Genomic DNA, 21,480 nt, shown 5'->3' with positions numbered 1-21,480 from the left:
TTTCAGCGGAGTCTGCCTTTATGTCAGTCGCTTTATCATCCCTTAAGGAAATATTACCGGCGCGGTTTACTCAATTTATGATGTGCAGTAATATTACGCATTCTTAACGAACTGATAATAAACACCATAATGATGAAAAACAGGCTTATTCTTATCTCTGCGCTGCTGCTTTCCGGCTGTTCTTCTGTCTGGGTGGAAGTGCCGGGCGGATCCGAATACACACGGGCAGAGGCAAATGCCTTCTGTGAACCGGAATCACACCAGCGTTATCCGGTTAAAAATGAAGTTGCCCAGCGCAGTGTGATGCGGGATGTGGAGAAACGCTGCAAAAAGGATGATGACTGCGGTAACAGCAAAACCTACAAAGAGCAGACCCCGGTAACGGAAAGTTATGTGATGGATGTGAATGAGGACAGCCGCAACCGCTATTTCTACAGCTGCATGAAAACAAAAGGCTGGGATCGGGAAGACCGCTGGATGTGGGAATAACAGGGAATATCAGGGCAGATATTGCGCTGCCCTGACCAGATATCACCGTTTATTTCTGTGATTTTTGTGCAAATTCCTGTTTGGCTTTCGCTAACTGTGCCTGAAATTCCGGGTCGGAATGTAATGTCGCGACAGCGGCTGAACCGGCAATCCGCCCGGCATCCACATCACTCTGCCAATGATAGCCGCAAATCACGCGGCTCTGTCCGAACTGATAACCCCGTTCCAGAATCGCATCCTGATTTGCCGGGTTCACTTCCGCCAGCACCAGTGCCGTTGCCCAGCCGATAGAGGTATGACCGGACGGATAAGATCCATTCGTTGATATTACTTTTTGATCTTTGGTATTACAGGTTTCTGTACCGTAAAACACAAACGGCCGGATGCGCATGTAATGCTCTTTGGCGGAGCGGGTGGCCAGGTCTCCCGTATCTCCCATCATATTAGTCAGCAGATTATACAGTTCCGGTAAGTCTTTTTTCGTTATCGGATACCCGAATGCTCCTGAAAATGCGGTCGCTACACCGCCGTCAGCCAGATCGGCATCAGTATGCGCTTGTTTTCCGCGTTCCGTATCACGTAGTATCCGGGTTTTTTCATACATCGCCTGATCATTTAAAAACTGAATACTGCCGACTTCCGGCGGTGGCGGTAACAGTTTCAGACTGTCGATAGCCTGTTCATTTTTCAGATAATATAAATCCGGATTGGTGGTGGTATCATTGCCCGCCGGGATCGCGGGTACGGAAAGGGAATACAGTGAGAGCAGACAACCTGCAATAATATTTTTTTTCATAATATCTCCTTATCAGATAAACCAGTATTACTCAGGAACCGGCCTGACAGGCAGAATGAAAAAAAGCAGCTTATTGTTAATTTAAAAAAAGTGGTGAAACAATCCCGGATGAGTAAGTATTTTTGATGGTGATTTTCAGATAATTTGATGAAAATAGTGTAATTTTTGTTAACGAACTGACAAATAAGACCTGTTTGATATCATTGAAAAAGATAACACACAGATATTATAAGAAAATATAAAGAATAAGGATTCGCTTCTGTCATCAAATTATTAACAATTAAAATGAATGAGATCCTCCGGCTTTCACCATCAATAAATGTTGCCGCTACCGCTTTGCGTATCACTGCGTATACTCACAATGAGTAAGATTCTCATTCAACAGGGGTATATTATGACAGGTGTAATCAACAGGCTGTTATCACACGACGATGCCGGGAAATTATTACTGCGGCTGGCGGTCGGCGGATTAATGTTGTTTCACGGTATCGGTAAATTACTCACCGGTGCAGCGGGGATAAAAGGGTTGCTGGCTTCTTTCGGGTTACCGGAATTTATCGCTTACGGTACTTATCTCGGGGAAATTGTCGCACCGGTCTTTATTATTCTCGGTATTCTGACGCGGCCGTCCGCATTGCTGGTGTCTTTTACCATGGTGGTCGCCTGGCTGATGATAGGTGTGAATAAGACCTTTATGCTGGATCCGACAGGAGCGTGGGCGATTGAAAGCCTGATGTATTTCTTTATCAGCGGTATTGCGCTGGCCTTTATTGGTCCGGGTAAATATTCGGTGATAAAAAACCCGGCCTGGCGCTGATTCAGAAGACGGAAAGAAAAAGGGCGGATCATGTTGATCCGCCCTTGCTGTTTTATCGGTTTCGTTAAGACGGCTGTGCCGCGACCGTTTTCGTACTTTGAGCTTTACGCGCTGTCCAGCCTTTGTGTGCCAGCGGTAAGAAGCCGATGACAATCGCCAGTACGGACACACCTGCCACATAATACGCCGGTGCCATTGCACTTTTCTGCAACCAGGCGCCGGTCAGCATCGGCGTTAAGCCGCCGAATACCGCGTAAGCCATGTTGTAGGCAAAAGACAAGCCGGAGAAACGGATTGCCGGCGGAAATGCCCGCGTACTGATAATTGGTGTGGTGGCAATCGCGCCGACAAAAAAGCCCATCACTGCATAGTTAATCACCAGTGAAGCCGCTGCGATATCCGGTGACAGCGCACTGTAGAAGTGGAATGCGGTGATCGCTAATCCGCCCCAGGACAAGGCCAGTGTCACACGGCTGCCGATCTTATCTTCCAGCCAGCCCCAGAAAATACAGCCGAGGGTTAAGGTCAGCGTAGCCACGCAGTTAGCCTGTAATGACAATGTGCGATCAATACCGTACATCTTTTCCACCACAACGGACGGGGTCATCAGAATGATCACCACGATAGCGGTGGATAATGACCAGGTCAGCCCGGCAGTCACAAAACAGGCCATTTTATGGTTTTTCAGAACCGTTTTCACCGGCATCTCTTCGGATAATGCCCGTTTGGCCGCCATCTCTTTAAAGATCGGGGTTTCCTGTAAAAAACGGCGCAGATACACGGAAATCAGCCCGAACACTCCACCGAGGATAAACGGAATACGCCATGCCCACGCAGTGACTTCAGCCGCAGTATACGAGGACTGAACTGCGATAGCGACCAGCGAACCCAGCAAAATACCACCGGTGATCCCGGAGGTCAGCGTACCGACACCCAGCCCGTAGCGCTGTTCCGGTGTGTGCTCCGCGATAAATACCCATGCGCCCGGCATCTCACCACCGATCGCCGCGCCCTGTAAAATCCGCATCAGCAGTAACAGGACAGGTGCCGCCACACCGATGCTTTCGTAGGTCGGCAGCATACCGATGACCAGTGTCGGCACTGCCATCAGGAAGATACTCAGGGTAAACATGCGCTTGCGGCCGATAATATCGCCGAAATGCGCCATAATGATCCCGCCGAGCGGACGCGCCAGATAACCGGCGGCGAAAATTCCCAGCGTTTTCATCTGGGCGATAAATTCGTTATCACCCGGGAAAAACAGGTGGGTTAGCGTACCGGTAAAAAACACAAATATGACAAAATCATAGAATTCAAGCGTGCCGCCGAGGGAGGATAATCCCAGTGTTTTATAATCGTTTTTATTTAATGGCCTTGCCTGAGGCTGACTTAATGGCGATGTATCGGTTGTCATAATTATGTCCTTTTATTTACTCATTTATTCAATGACGGGGGTCGTGTCATTTTTTTTCTCATTTGTGTTTCCCAAAAGAGAGGTGGCGGCAACACAATCCCGGTTATCACAGGGATAACCGGAAATAAAAAACGGAAATTATCTGTTACCGGAGGGTATGCTTTGTTATAGCAAGAAATTCCGTATATTGTAAACAGCACCTGCTAAAACAAGATGAATATTCTGACTGTATATTATAGGGTGAACTATTGAACTAAATATGATTTGCGTCACGGATGATAACGTTAAGGAATACGGAATGACAGCATATTATGAAAACCGGAACAGATAATTAACGGCATAATGAAATGTTCAGCCCTTATTATTATTTACCGGGAATACGGGTTTATAAAATACGATTAATGCCATTATATGAATAAGGCTTATCAATATACTCATGAATGAACAGCAGTAAATAAATATAAATAAACGTGAACGGCATGATGATTATTTCAGAGCAGCAGTAAAGAAGTGATCATATTCACCGGATATTGTCAGTCCGGCATCATAATCCTCTGCGGCGGGATAATGACAAGAGGGGGAAACTCAGCGGGAAGAGATTAAAACAGCCACGGAGAGCAGAAGTAAAGCTTCTCTTTCCGTGGCTGCTGAGATTATCTGAGCAAAAATCAGACCAGGAACAGGGTGGCGAGACCTAAAAAGATGAAAAATCCGCCGGTATCGGTGATCGCGGTGATCATCACACTGGAACCGAGTGCCGGGTCGCGTCCGAGTTTCATCATCGTCAGCGGGATCAGGACCCCCATGATGGCGGCCATCAGCAGGTTAAGCACCATAGCCAGCGTCATTACCGCACCCATGGCGATATCGCCGTAGAGCAGGTACGTGACGACCCCCATAATCCCGCCCCAGACCACGCCGTTGATAAAGGCAACGCCGAGCTCGCGCAGCAGCAGGAAGGAAAAACTGCCTTTCTGGATCTGGTGAAGCGCCAGAGCGCGGACAATCATGGTGATGGTCTGGTTACCGGTGTTACCGCCGATACCGGCGACAATCGGCATCAGGGTGGCAAGTGCAACCAGCTGGGAAATGGTATGCTCGAACACCCCAATCACGCGGGAAGCGACAAATGCGGTACAGAGGTTAATCGCCAGCCACGCCCAGCGGTTTTTCACCGCCTGACCGACCGGGGCAAACACATCCTCTTCCGGGCTTAAGCCTCCCATACGGCGGATGTTTTCTTCGCTCTCTTCATTCAGGTTATCAACGATATCCTCAACGGTGAGCCGCCCGAGCAGCCGCCCGTTATTATCGACAACCGCGGCAGAGATTAAGTCATAACGTTCGAACGCACCGGAGGCATCTTCGCCTTTTTCATCCGGCAGGAAGGTGACCGGCTCAGTTTTCATCACATCAGAGACCAGTCTGTCCGGTGACTGGGTGAGAATGGTGGTCAGCGGCAGCTCGCCCTGCAAAATATTATTGCTGTCGATAACAAAGATTTTATCGGTGGCTTCCGGGATATTGCTGCGGTAGCGCAGAAAACGCTGAACTGTTTTCAGCGGGACATTACCGCGCACGGTGACAAACTCAAAGTCCATCATCTGCCCGATACTGTCCGCCGGGTACTGAAGAACGGTGCGGATGCGGTTACGCAGACTCGGTTCCAGATAGGTCAGCAGGCGGCGCATGGTATCGCGCGGCAGGTGCTCGGCGATATACGCCTGCTCATCCACATGCAGAGTGGCAACGGCGCGCAGCAGCTCTTTGTCTGACATATCTTTAATCAGGCTGTCCCATACGGAGACAGAGGCTTCCACCAGTACTTCCCCGCGCTGGTGGTTATCAATCAGATGCCAGAGCGCGAGACGTTCATCATAGGGCAGGGCTTCCAGCATATCCGCAAGGTCAGCGGCGTGGAGGTCAGTCAGCAGATTTTTGACTAACTTCGATTTTGAATGCAGTTCATCATCACTGAGCCTGGCATGTTCATCGGCGGTGCCCAGAATGGTTTCCACAAACTGTGAGTCGTTGAGGAACAGGGGCAAAACCTGCTGACGAATGTGAGCCAGCCGCTGGGAGTGCGGATTGACCGGTGATGAGTTATCAATGGCGAAAGTGTGTTCAGACATGATTTTCCTTTACACATAAAACTTTTAAACAAATAAGACTGGCCGGGGATTCTCCCTGTTAGACGTCTTCTTCTTTTATACTGAGGTGCCAGCCGGGCACATCATCCCAGTAAGCCTGCTCTTTTTCCAGATCAAGCTGCATTAATGTGTTGATAGTCAGATAGTGGCGCGGAAAAAACAGTGTCCAGTGTCCCTCATGGGTTTCCAGACGCAGTGAGGAGCGTTTGGTGGTGGACTGACGCTGATTATTCAGTAATACCGCGAGGCGCAGGATCTGTATCAGGGGGATGACCTGTTTTCGTTTAAACAGTGTGAATTTCGGGATATCGTCACTTTTTACCGCTTTGCGGTGGTAACGCACCAGTGTGGCGAGCAGCAGCTGCTGTTCCTGGGTGAATCCCGGTAAATTGGTGTTTTGCAGAATGTAGGCCGAATGACGGTGCAGGCCGGAGAGGTTGATGCTCAGCCCGACCTCATGCAGCCAGACCGCCCAGACCAGAATCGCTTCCAGCTGCGGATCAACCAGGGACGGATTCTGCTCCGCCCATTGCCGGTACAGGTTTTTCATGGTGGTGAGGACACGCAGTACCTGGGCGTTGTCCACATTATAGTGTTCCACCAGACTTTGTGCGGTGCGCTGGCGGATGTCCTGATGGCGGAAACGGCCTTCCATCTCATACAGCACCCCTTCACGCAGGGCACCGGCAGACAGGCGCAGTTCGGTAATGTCCAGCGCGTCAAACAGACCGCACAGAATTGCCAGACCCGGCACAAACACTTTTTTGCGATCGTCAGACAGCCCCGGTAAATTCAGGGCATCAAACCGCTTATAACGCAGTACCTGCTTGACCAGCATTTCCAGGCGGACAGGGGTAATAATGCCGTCCCGTTCCCCCAGTTCACGCAGGATCTCACAGGCCGCTTTGATGGTACCGGATGCGCCGAGGCAGACATCCCAGCCCTGAACCCGAAAAGCAATTGCCAGGTTTTCCAGTTTGGAAACGGCCATCAGCCGGGCGCGGTTAAAGTTGGCTTCGGTGATTTTACCGTCCGGAAAAAACTGACGGCTGAAACTGACGCAGCCCATACGGCGGCTTTCAATTAAAATCGGCTCAAAACGTTCGCCGATCACCAGCTCGGTTGAGCCGCCGCCGATATCGATCACCAGTTTACGGCCTTTTTCCGGTTGTGTGTGCTCAACACCCATAAAAATCAGGCGTGCTTCCTCATGACCGGAAATAATTTCAATCGGATAGGGGATAACAGACGCGGCGCGTTCGAGAAACTCGTGCGCATTGACCGCCTCACGCAGACTGTGTGTCCCGACAATCGTGACCTGTGCGGCGGGAAAGCCCTGAAGTCGCTCGGCAAACAGTGCCAGGCAGGCCAGCCCGCGTTCCATGGCGTCTTCACTCAGCTCATTCTGATCATTTAAGCCTTCAGCCAGATACACCCGCTGTTTCAGGCGGCTGAGAACCTGGAGTGCGCCGTTGACAATACGGGCTATCACCATATGAAAGCTGTTCGACCCGAGGTCGATGGCTGCGATTTCCAGCGGACGATCTTTTTCCGTGATCAGTGATAATGGCATGAACGGGCCTTTTAATTATCCGGTTGTTCCAGGGAACGAATATAGTCATAAACCGCCATCTGCGAGCGGACTTTCCGCTTGTTGCCGCGTGGCACATAATGGTTGGACATCTCTTTATCGAGATAACGCGCCTTCTCATTATCACTGAACTGAATATCCAGAATATCGAGCACCCGGCGGCGCAGCACCGGATCCAGCAGGCGAACCGCCACTTCAATCCGGTAATCGATATTGCGGGTCATCCAGTCCGCAGAGGAGAGATAGACTTTTTCATCCCCTTTATTGGTAAATACATACACCCGGTCATGCTCCAGGAACCGGTCAACGATACTGGTTACCTGGATATTTTCACTGTACGGCACCTGTCCCGGCACCAGCGCGCACATACCGCGCACCAGCAGACGGATTTTCACCCCGGCTTCTGAAGCATCATAGAGACGTTCGCTCAGCTGTTTATCCACCAGATTGTTGATTTTCAGCGTGATCCCGGCGTCATGCCCGGCCAGCGCATTGGCAATCTCATCATCAATCAGCTGATTCAGCATCGCCCGTGAATTCTGCGGCGATACCATCAGGTTATCAAAGGAGACCGGGCGGTATGGGTTTTCAATAAAGTTGAATACGCGCCGGACTTCATTGGTGATCTCTTCGTTGGCGGTCAGCAGTGAGTAATCCGTGTAGATACGCGCGGTTTTTTCGTTGAAGTTACCCGTACCGATATGGGCATAACGGCGGATCACATCCCCGTCTTCCAGCCGCGAGATAATAAACAGTTTGGCGTGAATTTTCAGCCCCGGCGCGGAGAAAATAACATGCACCCCGGCAGCGGTCAGGTGCCGAGCCCAGTGAATATTAGCTTCTTCATCAAAACGCGCCTGTAACTCCACCACCACGGTGACTTTTTTGCCGTTGTGTGCCGCGTGGATCATGGAATCGATAATGCGGGAGTCCTTGGCGACACGGTAGATATTCATCTTGATGGAAATCACGCTCGGGTCAAAGGAGGCCTGGCGCAGCAGTTCCAGCACATGCTCAAAGGTGTGATACGGATAATAGAGCAGTACATCCCGCTCACGGATAGCATCAAAGCCGTTGCGGTGATGATCAAACCAGACATGACGCAGACGCGGCAGCGGTTTGTTTAATAAATTCTTATTGCCTTCATTCGGGAAGCGGATGAAGTCCTTGAAGTTATGATAGCGCCCGCCGGCAATGACCGAGTCATCATTGGTCAGGCCGAGTTTTTCGCGCAGCAGCGTCACCATTTCATCCGGCATATCGCGCTGATAGACAAAACGCACCGGCTCAGCGGTCAGACGCTGTTTCAGGGTCGAAGACATCATCTCCAGCATGCCCGATTCCATTTCGGTGGCGAGGTCATATTCGGCATCGCGGGTCATTTTCATGGAATAGGCGTTGAGGGCATCGAAATCAAAGAAACCCTTGAAGATTTCATCCAGACAGTAGCGCAGAATATTGTCGATAAGGATCATCGACTGGCGGCGGCGGCCGTTTTCGGTCGGCAGATTGACAAAACGCGGGACTTTATCAGACGGAATTTCCAGCAGCGCATAGCGGGTTTCACGGCCGGACTTGACAATCTCCACCACCAGATAGGTGTAATCGTCTTTGAGGAATTCAACCAGGTCGGTACTGGTCTGGATCATAATCGGCGTGATGTGCTGGCGCAGATGCTGGCGGAAATACTGCCGCAGCCAGATTTGCTGTTTTGGTGAAATCTGGCGCTCGTTGATCAGGAAAATCTGATTACGCGCCATTTCCAGCAGCAGGTCATTATACAGGGTATCAAATGCCTGATCCTGTTTTGCCACTTTGGTTTCAATTTTGCGCAGCAGATGGCGCGCACTGGCGCCGGAACCGCGCTGTTCCTCATTAATCAGGATACGGCGTTTCACATCCGCATAGCGGACTTTATAAAACTCATCCAGGTTATTTGAGTAAATGCCCAGAAAACGCATGCGTTCGATCAGCGGGTTGCGTTTGTCGGCGGCCTCCTGAAGAACCCGTTCGTTGAACGACAGCCAACTGAGTTCTTTTTCCATATAGAGCCTATCTTGGGACATTGTTACTCCGGAACGGGTTACGCTGAATCTGGGTTAAACACAGGGTACAGTTTACTAAAAAAACATTACAGGTTCTGCTTTACGCGGGCATTTTTTTCAACGTAGCTTTCCGCATCCGCTGATTTATTTTTCATCACCAGATATTCCGGCTGAAAAATACACATCCGGATGGCAGTACGGTATTCCCCGTTGACGAAAAACTCATCAATTAACTGGCCTTCGGTATGGAAGCCGAGCTTTTTATAAATGTGGATCGCTTTTTCGTTTTCCACATCCACAATCAGATACAGTTTATATAAGTTGAGGACAGAAAACGCATAATCCATGGCCAGACGGGCGGCGCGGGAGGCAAATCCGTGACCCTGATGTGACGGGGCGATAATGATCTGGAATTCAGCGCGGCGGTGTACATGATTAATTTCCACCAGTTCCACCAGCCCGACTTTGGTGCCGTCACTTTCCACGATGAAGCGGCGTTCTGACTGATCGTGAATATGCTTGTCGTACAAATCACTTAATTCAATAAAGGCTTCATACGGTTCCTCAAACCAATAACGCATAATGCTGGCGTTATTATCCATCTGATGAACAAACGCTAAATCTTCACGCTCAAGCGGGCGCAGTTTTACAGGCGGAACAGCAGTACCACCGGACATAAATCACCTCGGTATTCATTGTATTTTATCAGACAGTGTAACACATAACAGAAACGGAATTATCCGGGGATCCGCTTTTCGGCATCATTGCAGGGAGGCGTGTGTAAAATTATAACAATTACCCGTTATTTGGGTACCGGTCGCGGCAGACTGATGATAAAGTATGTGATAATACGCATGCCATTAATAAATACCGGATATTTCTATGAACCCGACAAAAGTGTGCCGCACCCGTCTTAATACGCTTACTGACCTGCCGAATATCGGCGAAGCGATGGCGGAAGATCTGCGTTTGCTGGGGTATGAGACGCCGCAGGATATTACCGGTTCAGACCCGGTGATTATGTATGAAATGCTCTGCGCGGTAACCGGTGTCCGTCAGGATCCCTGCGTTATTGATGTATTCTGGTCAGTGACCGATTTTCTTGCCGGACAACCGGCACAGCCATGGTGGAATTATACCGGGCAGCGCAAAGCGTATCTTAATGATATGGCGAAACTGCGGTAGTGATGAAAAAACGCCCGGGAAAAACCGGGCGCAGGGTATCAGATAGTATTGTGAGAGTGTAATTTCCCGTCCAGATACACACCATCGTCCTTCAGCGCCAGACGTCCCTGCACAAACCAGCTAACCACCTGCGGATAGATGCGGTGTTCTTCCTGTTGTATCCGTGCGGTGAGGGTGTCTTCGGTATCATCCGGCAGAACGGCAATGCGGGCCTGTAAAATCACCGGACCACCGTCCAGTTCTTCCGTGACGAAATGTACAGAGGTACCGTGTTCGGCATCGCCGTTTTCCAGCGCTTTGCGGTGCGTGTGCAGGCCCGGATATTTCGGCAGCAGAGACGGGTGGATATTCAGCATTCTGCCGTGGTAATGGCGGACAAAGGCCGGTGTCAGAATCCGCATATATCCGGCGAGAATCATTAAGTCCGGCTGATACTCATCAATCTGCGCCTGCAATGCGGCATCAAAATCATCCCGTGAAGAGAATTCCGCCGGGCTGAGCGCCAGTGCGGGAATACCGGCCTGTTGTGCGCGGAGTAACCCGTAAGCGTCTGCTTTATTACTGAAAACCGCGACAATGTCCGCATTGAGGGCTTTTGAATCGCAGGCGTCAATCAACGCCTGCAGATTACTGCCGCTGCCGGAAATCAGGACAACAAGGCGTTTTTTCATCAGCGGATGATGACCTGCGGTTCATCTTCGCGGCACACCGCGATATCACCAATCAGCCATGCATTTTCACCCGCTTCTGTCAGCAGGGCGAGGGCGGCGGGTACAGATGCTGCCGGCAGTGCAATCACCATACCGACACCACAGTTGAAGGTGCGGTACATTTCATAGTCTTCCACATTCCCGGCTTTCTGCAGCCAGTTAAAGACAGACGGCCACTGCCAGGATGACGCATCAATGCGTGCCTGGGTACAGGCCGGTAATACACGCGGGATATTTTCCTGGAAACCGCCGCCGGTCAGGTGAGCGATGGCGTGAACATCGGTATTTTCGATCAGTTTCAGCACAGATTTAACATAGATTTTGGTCGGTGCCAGCAGATGATCCGCCAGGGATTTGCCGTCAAGCTCTGTGACTGCCGGGTCAGTTTTGCTGACTTCCAGGATTTTGCGGATCAAAGAATAGCCGTTGGAGTGTGGGCCGCTGGATGCCAGCGCGATCAGCACATCACCGGCGCGGACTTTGCTGCCGTCGATGATTTCTGATTTTTCCGCCACGCCGACACAGAACCCGGCAACATCATAATCATCACCGTGATACATGCCCGGCATCTCAGCGGTTTCACCGCCGACCAGCGCACAACCTGCCTGTTTGCAGCCTTCGGCAATACCGGTGACCACACGGGCGGCAGTATCGACATCCAGTTTGCCGGTCGCGTAATAGTCGAGGAAGAAGAGGGGCTCAGCACCGGCGACCACCAGGTCGTTCACACACATGGCGACGAGGTCGATACCGATAGTGTCATGACGCGCCAGATCCATCGCCAGGCGCAGCTTGGTGCCGACGCCGTCAGTGCCGGAAACCAGCACCGGCTCTTTATATTTCTGCGGTACTGCGCACAGCGCACCGAAACCACCCAGCCCGCCCATCACTTCAGGACGGCGTGTCTCTTTGACAACATGCTTAATACGGGAAACTAAGGCATTACCGGCATCAATATCGACACCGGCATCTTTGTAACTCAGGGAAGTTTTGTCAGTCACTGCGGCCCCCAACGGCGATTGCAAGTAAGTGGGTGTATCGAAAACGCGGCTATTCTAACAGGCCACGCAAACGTTTGCGAGAGGATTTACGCCGGTTTTTTTCAAAATGCGTCAGATCACACTTATTCATGTAACGAACATGAAACGCGTGATAATTGACTATAATCAACAAATCCGGGGTGGCGCTGCGAAAGAAAAGCGGTATAATCTCGCGATTTTTTTGTCCGCCAGGGCTTACACAGTAGGAGAACCCATGAAAGTCGTCGAGGTAAAACACCCGCTCGTTAAACACAAACTTGGCCTGATGCGAGATCATGATATAAGCACAAAACGCTTTCGTGAACTGGCCTCAGAAGTCGGTAGCCTGCTGACCTATGAAGCAACTTCAGACTTAGAAACTGAGAAAGTGACAATTGACGGCTGGTGTGGTCCGGTCGAAATTGAACAAATCAAGGGTAAAAAGATTACCGTTGTGCCAATCCTGCGTGCGGGTATCGGTATGATGAACGGTGTACTGGAAAGCATCCCGAGTGCCCGTATCAGTGTTGTCGGTGTTTACCGTGATGAAGAAACACTGGAGCCGGTACCGTACTTCCAGAAATTAGCCTCTAATATAGAAGAGCGCATGGCGCTGGTGGTTGACCCGATGCTGGCAACCGGCGGTTCGATGATCGCTACTATTGACCTGCTGAAAAAAGCAGGCTGCACCGCGATTAAAATCCTCGTGCTGGTTGCGGCACCGGAAGGTCTGAAAGCGCTGGAAAAAGCCCATCCGGATGTTGAGCTGTACACCGCATCCATCGACGATCACCTCAACGAACACGGTTACATTGTACCGGGCCTGGGTGATGCGGGCGATAAAATATTTGGTACGAAATAAGTTAATGAGCCGACTGAGAAGTCGGCTTTTTTTTGGCATATCCCTGAGTAATCATTAAGAGGTTTAAGATGACGCGCCGCGTTATTGAAGTCGATGAACGCCCACCACTGCTGGTCACCATTCCGTTAAGTTTACAGCACCTGTTTGCGATGTTCGGTGCCACTGTTCTGGTGCCGATCCTGTTTCAGGTAAACCCGGCCACGATCCTGTTATTTAACGGTATCGGGACGCTGCTGTATCTGTTTATCTGTAAAGGAAAAATCCCGGCGTATCTGGGCTCCAGCTTTGCCTTTATCTCACCGGTGCTGATTTTACTGCCGCTCGGTTATGAACTCGCTCTCGGCGGGTTTATCATCTGCGGGCTGTTATTTATGCTGGTGGCGGGGATTGTCAAAATCGCCGGACGCGGCTGGATCAATGTGTTGTTCCCGCCTGCGGCCATGGGGGCGATTGTGGCGGTCATCGGTCTTGAGCTGGCCGGTACCGCTGCCGGTATGGCCGGGCTGAAATTCGAGAACGGCGCAACACCGGACAGCACCACGCTGATTATCTCTCTGACCACACTCGGGGTAACGATTCTCGGCTCTGTGGTGTTCCGCGGTTTCCTGGCAATTATCCCGATCCTTATCGGGGTGCTGACCGGGTATGCGCTGGCCTTTTTTATGGGCGCGGTGGATTTAACCCCGGTAAGTGAAGCACCGTGGTTTGCACTGCCGACATTCTACACCCCCCGTTTTGAGTGGTTCGCCATTCTGACCATTTTACCGGCTGCGCTGGTGGTGATTGCCGAGCACGTTGGTCACCTGGTGGTCACCGCGAATATTGTCAAACGTGATTTGATGAAAGACCCGGGTCTGCACCGTTCGATGTTTGCCAACGGCTTCTCGACGGTGCTGTCCGGCTTCTTCGGCTCCACACCAAACACCACGTACGGTGAAAACATCGGTGTCATGGCGATCACCAAAGTGTACAGCTCCTGGGTTATCGGCGGGGCAGCGGTACTGGCGATTCTGCTCTCCTGTGTCGGTAAACTGGCTGCCGCGATTGCGGCTGTCCCGGTGCCGGTGATGGGCGGGGTATCGCTGCTGTTGTACGGGGTTATCGGTGCATCCGGTATCCGTGTGCTGATTGATTCCAAAGTGGATTACAACAAGCCGCAAAACCTGATCCTGACTGCGGTTATCCTGATCATCGGTGTCAGCGGGGCGACCATTCATATCGGCGCAGCCGAACTGAAAGGGATGGCGCTGGCAACGGTTGTCGGGATTGGTCTGGCACTGGTGTTCCGTCTGGTGAATATTATCCGTCCGGAAGAGCGGGTAGTGGATGTGAATCTGGATGAAGTGAAGAAAGACAGTTAAAACGGAACCGGTGAAGTCGTCGCGGCTTCACCGGTGTGATAATTTAATACTGCCGTGAAAGGTTTTTCCTTTCGTGAGCATCATTCAAAATAGTAATTAAAAAGAGTGACCATTTTTAAATTGTATTTTACCTTTCCCGGATACATTAACAGCATCACGCAGGGTAAAAGAGATATTATTTCCGGATATTTTCCCTTCATTAATGATATCTGAAACAAGAAGAATTCCGCTTACATTACCCCGGATAATACCGTAATTAGCTATATCGGTATCTATAATGTTCAGTTTGATTTCTTTTGCTTTTATCATTGATTGCTGATCAACAGTTATGCTGTTTCTTAATGGGCTGCCGTGAATAAGGTTGAAGGTATTAGAAAACTGAAGATAGTCAGCTTTCACTGCACTGTTATTGATTTCAATATGCTTGCCGTCAAGTATCAAACGATTCGCAATTCTTTTTGTGGTATTTTTAATTATTAGCTTAGCAGCACCCGGATAATTTCCGATGATTTCCCCGCCTGGGATCATTGTTTTTCCGACAACCAGATTTGCGCTGAGGGTATTTCTGAAGCTGCATGCGTCGGCACAAACAATTCCGTTAGGGTTGATTAACGTGTATTTAGCCTGTTTACCTTTGATACGAATTTCACCATTCAGTTCAGATACGGATTTGGACGTAACTTCGTTGATAATCGTATCAGCACCGATCTGGTTATTGAAAATCACACCTTCGCTGCCGACATTGAATTTATTATATTTAATATGTGCCAGATTTGAATTGTCTTTTTCTGAAACAGTAATAATATTTTTATTCCCGCCATGACTGAGTTTTGCTGCGTTATTTACAATGCTGATATCTGTTGTCTGCGCCAGAGCAGAGGGTAATGCAGATGAAACTAAAAGTGAAAGTAACAGTCCATTCTTTTTCATTGTGTATCCTTTTGTGTATTTGAGTGTATTTTTTATCATAAAAAGACATCGTGTTGTAATGAAAAGATAATAGTTTAAATAATACGGTTGTTATTTTAAATTTAAATGGGGTGTGATTGCGGGTTTATTTAAAATAGTAATGATAGCGCGGGTGATATTGATCGAATACTCACATTGTTATGCGGGGTGTTTGATTTTTATAAACAAAAGCAGGCAACAGTTTAGTTGCCTGTTGAATTCTGTTTTTTTAATTACCAATGTCTAATTTACTGTAACTATCTTTGTAGCTGTTATATTTATAAATTTTTCCCTTGTTTTTAATTTTTAGGTTATCACTATAAAACTCACCGGAGAGCGGGTTTATACCGGAATAATCAATCAGTTCAGAAAGGTAAATAGTCTTATTGTTCGTGAGTTTGGCATTCCCTGTATGCTCAATAGTTATCCCTGAGGTCCTGATATAACGGTTGTTAATGAATTCGGAATTTCTCATCTTCAACTTAATACTTCCACCAGCAACATTATTCTTTTTTATAACATTATTGTTAATGAAAGTGCTGTTATTCAAGTCAGCATTTATATGGCCGGTAATAATACCATCATTAGTAAATGTGCTTTTTGCTGTAAATACACCGTTTGATGAATCCTGATATGGTGCTGTTTTTATATTTAACAGTTTACTGTTTATTTTACCTTTGTTAACCATAGTCATTTCAGGTACTGCTAAAGAATTATGATGGAAGCTATCTTTCCTGATGGTATTTTCAATCGTCAGGTGTTCACTCTCTAACGTTCCTTTATTGGTAAACAATGACTCGCTAAGCTTAAGGTTTATTTTATTTGCCTTTAACGTGGTGTTTTTATTAACGGTTAATGATGATTTAACCGTGTTGGCATCTCTGGCTGAGTTGAATTTTTTTCCGCCGTCAAGATAAGCAGAGCCAAATAAAGAGTTCCAGCTAACATTGTCACCATCATGGCTGATTAATTCAACATTGATCTCTGGTACATTTATTTTACTCCGTGAAATTGAAATATTATCAGAGATAAGCGATAGTTTTTTCAGGTTACCCCCTTGCGTGTTTGTATTGATATCAGCATCAGTGATATGAATCCCGCCTTTGCTGTTCTTAAAGAGATTCAGACCAGAGTAAGAAGATAATTTTTCAATACCGGCATTTGCAAGTGTCACGTCAGCGATATTGCTGAAATTACATCCGTTGCAGGTAATGCCATTAGGATTGGCAATAATCAGAGTGCCAAGCTTACCGACGATATCAATATTACCTCTCAGTAATGACGGAGAATGGCTGACCACTTCGGTGATAATAGTATTGGCGCCTTTGTTATTGCCAATATACATACCTTCTTTACCGACATTAAATTCATCAAAGTAATTATGAGATATTTTTCTTTTATCAGGGTCAGCAATTGCCAGAACCGGCTTGTTTTTGTAAATCCGTAAGTCAGACCCGGTACTTTTTTCATTCAGTCTGATTTTTAAACCATCAGAAAATGTCTGTTCAGTTTCAGAAAAAGCCGTGGCAGAAAAAGCAGTTAAGATAACTGCAGATAATAACTTAAACTTCATTATATATATCCTTATATAAATATTGTGCGTCATGCGAAGGCTACGATACCAGAGCAGAATTACATAAAATATCAGGAATCGTTGTGTCATTCCGGTATGGGTGTTTTATGCAATTATTGGTATTTGAATTATTGATGGTGAAACCTGACGGAGAGTAACTGTTGCAAATTTCTGCATCCGGTGAGGTTTTGCCGGGAACAGGTTCATTTAGCCGGTGAATTTATGGTAAACTAGCGGCGTTTGTTCACCCGTTGGCCGAGGTAACTCTGAACACGCCATCACAGCTGTCACTACCGCTCTCTCTCCCTGATGATGAGACTTTCAACAGTTTCTATGCGGGGGAAAACGCATCCCTGTTATCCGCTATTCAGGCGGCGATCAGTCAGCCGCACGGCAGTTATCTTTATTTCTGGTCCCGTGACGGCGGCGGAAAAAGCCATCTGCTGCATGCTGCCTGTGCCGACGTTTCTTCCAAAGACCGGGCGGTCGGTTATGTACCGCTGGATAAACGCGCCTGGTTTGTGCCGGATGTGCTGGAAGGTATGGAGCATTTGTCGCTGGTTTGTATTGATAATGTGCAGTGCATTGCGGGGGATGAAGAGTGGGAAATGGCGCTGTTTAATCTTTACAACCGCATTCTTGAGACCGGCAAAACCTGTTTATTGATCACCGGGGACAGACCACCGCGTCAGATCCCGCTGCAGTTACCGGATCTCGCTTCCCGTCTTGACTGGGGGCAGATTTACAAACTGCATCCGCTCAGTGATGATGAAAAAATTCAGGCGCTGCAACTGCGGGCAAAACTGCGCGGGTTTGAGCTGCCGGAAGATGTCGGGCGCTTTATCTTAAAACGCCTCGATCGTCAGATGCGCACACTGTTTGATATGCTGGACCGCCTTGATCATGCGTCGATTGTCGCGCAGCGTAAGCTGACCATTCCGTTCGTCAAGGATATTCTGCGGCTGTGACCGTCAGTTAAGCAGGGCAATCACCGTTATCCCCCACTGAAGCACCATGCAGAGCGCGCCCTGCTGAAACAGCCGTTTTGTGCCGCGCCAGCGTTGCGAGAAGTGGGTGTGCTGTGCTCTGCCGGGAAACAGCGTGGTCAGGGATTCATCAAAAATATCCGTGTCGGACGATTGTGCCAGACGGCGGAACAGATGGTGATCCAGCCACAGCCGGAAGATAAAGTACGCAGCACACAGAAAGAACAGGATCCCCGCCGCCATCGGATACTCACCGGAAAACCCGGAAAGATAAAGCAGAAACTGCGTCAGAAAAGCCATCACCGATAAGGCAGCCAGAAAACGCCAGCCCGCCGTAAAAATCACAATAATCTGTTCGTCATGAGGTCTGTTATTCATCGTTTTTTCCGTAACGGGCTGCCCAGCGGGTCAGGGCGGCAATTGTCTGTTCCCGCAGGACAATCTGCGGCCTGGCCTGTCTGACGGCTGCCAGTGCCTGTTCCACATTGTCTGCCAGCCCGGCGCGTATCAGCCAGGCAACTACGATGGTCGTACTGCGGGTGTAACCCAGTTTACAGTGTACATAAACCTGGCCGGATTGCGCCAGGCGACCGAGAGAATTTACCGCCGATTCAATCTGCATTTCTGTCAGCGGGAACAGATCCAGTTGCGGCTGACAGTGATAAGCCAGCCCGGCGGTATAGCGGCTGCGGGGAAATTCCCCGGTCATATCCAGTACGGCGGCAGCCGTCAGTGGTGCTGCGGGGTAACCACCCAGCGCGATATGTTCATTGACCACACTGGTGTGACGGCACTGTTTTGCATACCAGTAATAGCTGATTTGTGCGGCAATCCGGTAAGGCAGCAGCAGGAGTGCCGCAGACGGCGAAATTTGTCCGGTGCTGTCTTTCTGAAATACCGATGCGCCGGCACCGAGATAACCAACGGTGATACATAAAAATGCCAGCCCCGGCCACAGCAGCCACCAGCCCTGACCGCCAATCACGACAGCTGCCGCTATCAGTACCAGCGAAATAACGGCGTACCGTCCGGCCAGCTGATAGCCGCGGCGGATACGATGCGGTGACCACCGCCAGCGTGTTTTTACCGGCAGCAGATAGCTTATCACCACACCGGTGGCGGCACCGGTGATCACATCAATAAAATGGTGCTGCCAGGTAGTCAGTACAGAAATTAAGATCAGAATTGACCACAGATGCAGAAACCAGCGCCATTTCTGTGGTGTATGCGCCCGGAAACGCAGCCACAACAACCACAGCAGAATGATATGCAGAGAAGGAGCCTGGTTAAACGGCAGATCAAACATCTCCAGTTGGTCGAACATCCAGCCGGCGGTACCGTCTGTTTGCGGGCGGAGAAAACTGAATTTCAGCGGAAACAGCAGAAAACCGGTACAGGCTGCGAGTGACGCAACTACCAGCCTCAGCCCGTGAATACACTGTTCGCGCAGAGAGGTGCAGATAAACAGGGATAATCCGTAGAAGAGATCGATGCTCCAGTACGGGATGATTGTCCACGGCAGAAACGGAATATGCGTTTCCCAGCTGAACGCAAAAGAAGGAACTGACGGCAGCGAAGCGGTATAGGTATTGACCTGTCCGTAAGTCAGAAAAAAGAAAGGGGCCAGAAGCAGCAGCCAGAGCAGGGCAAATCCCCGCAGTTTACGGCGGGAGGCAGGCAGCGGCAGAGCGGCATCAGTCATCGTTCTTCATTCCCTGTAAAACAGAAGATGCGCGGAAAGGCGCATCTTCATCAGTATGATAACAATCAGCGGCGTCTGGCGACTGAGACACTGAAAATGCCCCAGTTATCAATGAGCTGATCCAGTTTTTCAAACCCGGCCTCATCCACCAGCGCATCCATTTCCCCCTGGCTGCGGCAGCGCATCACCCAGGCTTTGCCGCCCTGATGGCTCGGCAGAACGCGGGCTATCATCTCTACCTGCGGGTGCCACGGCTGACAGGTGTAGACAAGATAACCGCCGCTTTCAATTGCCTGTGCCAGCCCGGCAAGGGAATCGCGCAGCAGATGGTTTTCCGGGAACAGTTCATATAACCCGCTCACCACGCCGAGAGTCGGTTTCGGGCTGACCGCTGCCAGATCGGCGGTATCAAAGGCATTGCCCTCTTCAAAGCGGATTTTGTCTTCCAGGAAGCGCTCTTTGATTTGCAAACGACCCTGCTCCACATTGATGGTGCTGTAATCACGCATCAGAACAGATTCTATCCGGCTGTAATCATTGATGGCATCAAAGAGATAGCGCCCCTGACCGGCGGCGATATCCATGATCCGCACCGACCGGCCTTCTTCCTGTAATGCGCGGATGGTGCGGCGCAGGATTTTTTCGATATTGACTTTGCGCTGGCGGATCCCCTGCCAGCCGATACTGTTGAGATACTGGCGGTCAATAATGCGGCCGAAAATGCCTTTGCCCTGAGCCTGATTGCGGTAGACATAATCGAGTGTGGAACCGGAATCAAACCCCTTGTCATAACCGATACTGACCCCTTCCGAGGCTTTCCCGAGGGTGGACATCGCTTTGCTGAGCAGTTTATAGCCGATATTTTTCGGGCAGTAATCCGGCAGCGGAGCCTGCAATTCACGATAAGCATCGGCACCGGCGCTGCATACATCCTCAAACCGGTAGTCGTGCTGATAGCGCGGCTGTTCAAACAGGGTGGTGACAAAGCGGCGGATTTCCGCCAGCGGGATATGACGATCTTTTTCACCCAGCGTGTCGTGATAGAACCCCGGCAGAATATGTTTTTCTTTATACGGCGTGTTAAGCCGCGCATAGAACTGATTCTGCGGCTTGCGGTGTACTACGTGGTCACTGCCGGAGATAAACAGCTGAGTCGGCACCGTTATCGCGGCAGCATCCGCCACCAGGCGGTCAGCGGTTTTGTAGAGCTCCAGCAGGATATTGACGGCAATCGGCCGTGTGATCAGCGGATCCCGCTCAAATGAAGCGATACGCACCGGGTCGTGAGTCAGGTATTTGGCTTTGACATAGGAATTAACATAAAACAGCCCGCGTATTTTCTGCATCAGCGCCAGTCCGCTGCGGGCAAACGGCACATAAAGTTTGACTTTAAAGGCCGGAGAAGCCAGTACCAGCCCGCGGATTTTCGGTGCGAAATCATGCACCCAGCCGGTCAGGGTGACAGCACCGACACTTTGTCCGAGCACGACCATGTTTTCGACCGGAATTTCATATTCGGATGAAATGAAGTTAATAAATTCATTGATGTCACTGATGGATGTGCCCATCGACGGACTGTAGCCTCTCGGCCCGTCATTACGGCCGTGACCCCGGGCATCCCAGGCAAATACCGCGAAATCAGGCAGCGCCAGCTCATCCGCCAGATGCGCCACCCGTCCGGAATGCTCATGTCCCCGGTGAAACAGCACAATAGCTTTCTTTTCCGCCGTTGCGGAAGGCCAGTGGCGGAAAAACAGCTGTTGCTGGTCACTGGTGGTAAAGTGAGATTCAATGCATTCGCGCTGAGTCGGATAATCAGAAGATACACTCAT

At 49.8% G+C, this 21,480-nt stretch carries 19 protein-coding genes; 6 read left to right on the top strand and 13 right to left on the bottom strand.

Going from position 1 to position 21,480, the window contains the following annotated elements; translation table 11 throughout:
• Positions 1-129: 129 nt before the first annotated feature.
• Positions 130-489 (top strand): hypothetical protein, encoded by a 360-nt coding sequence (locus ACF8OF_RS15570; protein ID WP_262881961.1) that lies wholly within the window; start codon positions 130-132, stop codon positions 487-489.
• 49 nt (positions 490-538) lie between these two features.
• On the opposite strand, the gene phoC is transcribed toward ACF8OF_RS15570, so the two are convergent.
• Positions 539-1,285 carry an acid phosphatase PhoC gene (phoC, locus tag ACF8OF_RS15565; RefSeq protein WP_392497096.1) on the bottom strand — a complete coding sequence of 249 codons (747 nt, stop codon included), beginning with the start codon at positions 1,283-1,285 and terminating at the stop codon, positions 539-541.
• Between the two features lie 394 nt (positions 1,286-1,679).
• Here phoC and ACF8OF_RS15560 point away from each other — a divergent pair, with 394 nt between their 5' ends.
• On the top strand, positions 1,680-2,102 hold the full coding sequence (locus ACF8OF_RS15560; protein ID WP_025154842.1) for a DoxX family protein: 423 nt from the start codon (positions 1,680-1,682) through the stop codon (positions 2,100-2,102).
• Positions 2,103-2,166: 64 nt separating this feature from the next.
• On the opposite strand, the gene ACF8OF_RS15555 is transcribed toward ACF8OF_RS15560, so the two are convergent.
• From ACF8OF_RS15555 to speG, 5 genes are all read right to left on the bottom strand, one after another.
• The gene (locus ACF8OF_RS15555) at positions 2,167-3,516 is read right to left on the bottom strand and encodes an MFS transporter (RefSeq protein WP_354621699.1); all 1,350 of its coding nucleotides are present in this window, start codon (positions 3,514-3,516) and stop codon (positions 2,167-2,169) included.
• 668 nt (positions 3,517-4,184) lie between these two features.
• A complete protein-coding gene (mgtE, locus tag ACF8OF_RS15550) occupies positions 4,185-5,648 on the bottom strand; it encodes a magnesium transporter (RefSeq protein WP_392497095.1) in 1,464 nt (487 codons plus the stop codon).
• Between the two features lie 58 nt (positions 5,649-5,706).
• Positions 5,707-7,239: an exopolyphosphatase gene (gene ppx, locus ACF8OF_RS15545; protein ID WP_392497094.1), complete on the bottom strand. Its 1,533-nt coding sequence runs from the start codon at positions 7,237-7,239 to the stop codon at positions 5,707-5,709.
• 11 nt (positions 7,240-7,250) lie between these two features.
• Positions 7,251-9,323 (bottom strand): polyphosphate kinase 1, encoded by a 2,073-nt coding sequence (ppk1, locus tag ACF8OF_RS15540; RefSeq protein WP_262859370.1) that lies wholly within the window; start codon positions 9,321-9,323, stop codon positions 7,251-7,253.
• 65 nt (positions 9,324-9,388) lie between these two features.
• Positions 9,389-9,979 carry a spermidine N1-acetyltransferase gene (gene speG, locus ACF8OF_RS15535; protein WP_024473313.1) on the bottom strand — a complete coding sequence of 197 codons (591 nt, stop codon included), beginning with the start codon at positions 9,977-9,979 and terminating at the stop codon, positions 9,389-9,391.
• 205 nt (positions 9,980-10,184) lie between these two features.
• On the opposite strand from speG, the gene ACF8OF_RS15530 reads away from it, so the two are divergent.
• The gene (locus tag ACF8OF_RS15530; RefSeq protein ID WP_046893265.1) at positions 10,185-10,487 is read left to right on the top strand and encodes a helix-hairpin-helix domain-containing protein; all 303 of its coding nucleotides are present in this window, start codon (positions 10,185-10,187) and stop codon (positions 10,485-10,487) included.
• A gap of 38 nt (positions 10,488-10,525) precedes the next feature.
• Here ACF8OF_RS15530 and purN read toward each other — a convergent pair whose 3' ends face one another.
• Together purN and purM are read right to left on the bottom strand one after the other, a co-directional pair.
• Positions 10,526-11,158: a phosphoribosylglycinamide formyltransferase gene (purN, locus tag ACF8OF_RS15525; RefSeq protein ID WP_392497093.1), complete on the bottom strand. Its 633-nt coding sequence runs from the start codon at positions 11,156-11,158 to the stop codon at positions 10,526-10,528.
• Positions 11,158-12,198, bottom strand: coding sequence for a phosphoribosylformylglycinamidine cyclo-ligase (gene purM / locus ACF8OF_RS15520; RefSeq protein ID WP_392497092.1), 1,041 nt, complete (start codon positions 12,196-12,198; stop codon positions 11,158-11,160). Before purM ends, purN begins: the two co-directional genes overlap by 1 nt.
• 253 nt (positions 12,199-12,451) lie before the next feature.
• Between purM and upp the strand changes: the two genes are divergently transcribed.
• A complete protein-coding gene (gene upp / locus ACF8OF_RS15515) occupies positions 12,452-13,078 on the top strand; it encodes a uracil phosphoribosyltransferase (RefSeq protein WP_004235255.1) in 627 nt (208 codons plus the stop codon).
• Positions 13,079-13,146: 68 nt separating this feature from the next.
• Entirely contained in the window at positions 13,147-14,439 is a 1,293-nt protein-coding gene (gene uraA, locus ACF8OF_RS15510; RefSeq protein WP_274369763.1) for a uracil permease, read from the top strand.
• A 96-nt stretch (positions 14,440-14,535) separates the two neighbouring features.
• On the opposite strand, the gene ACF8OF_RS15505 is transcribed toward uraA, so the two are convergent.
• Entirely contained in the window at positions 14,536-15,369 is an 834-nt protein-coding gene (locus tag ACF8OF_RS15505; RefSeq protein ID WP_392497091.1) for a filamentous hemagglutinin N-terminal domain-containing protein, read from the bottom strand.
• 247 nt (positions 15,370-15,616) lie between these two features.
• The gene (locus ACF8OF_RS15500; RefSeq protein WP_392497090.1) at positions 15,617-16,960 is read right to left on the bottom strand and encodes a filamentous hemagglutinin N-terminal domain-containing protein; all 1,344 of its coding nucleotides are present in this window, start codon (positions 16,958-16,960) and stop codon (positions 15,617-15,619) included.
• A 251-nt stretch (positions 16,961-17,211) separates the two neighbouring features.
• On the opposite strand from ACF8OF_RS15500, the gene hda reads away from it, so the two are divergent.
• On the top strand, positions 17,212-17,928 hold the full coding sequence (gene hda, locus ACF8OF_RS15495; protein WP_274369761.1) for a DnaA inactivator Hda: 717 nt from the start codon (positions 17,212-17,214) through the stop codon (positions 17,926-17,928).
• A 3-nt stretch (positions 17,929-17,931) separates the two neighbouring features.
• On the opposite strand, the gene ACF8OF_RS15490 is transcribed toward hda, so the two are convergent.
• From ACF8OF_RS15490 to ACF8OF_RS15480, 3 genes are all read right to left on the bottom strand, one after another.
• The gene (locus ACF8OF_RS15490) at positions 17,932-18,324 is read right to left on the bottom strand and encodes a hypothetical protein (RefSeq protein ID WP_392497089.1); all 393 of its coding nucleotides are present in this window, start codon (positions 18,322-18,324) and stop codon (positions 17,932-17,934) included.
• On the bottom strand, positions 18,317-19,648 hold the full coding sequence (locus ACF8OF_RS15485) for a dual specificity protein phosphatase family protein (protein ID WP_392497088.1): 1,332 nt from the start codon (positions 19,646-19,648) through the stop codon (positions 18,317-18,319). The genes ACF8OF_RS15490 and ACF8OF_RS15485 overlap by 8 nt, the downstream gene beginning before the upstream one ends.
• 65 nt (positions 19,649-19,713) lie before the next feature.
• Entirely contained in the window at positions 19,714-21,480 is a 1,767-nt protein-coding gene (locus ACF8OF_RS15480) for a bifunctional alpha/beta hydrolase/class I SAM-dependent methyltransferase (protein ID WP_392497087.1), read from the bottom strand.

This window comes from Morganella sp. TYF_1 (assembly GCF_043105645.1).
Taxonomy (GTDB): domain Bacteria; phylum Pseudomonadota; class Gammaproteobacteria; order Enterobacterales; family Enterobacteriaceae; genus Morganella; species Morganella morganii_B.
This window is presented reverse-complemented; position numbering and strand designations above follow the sequence as displayed.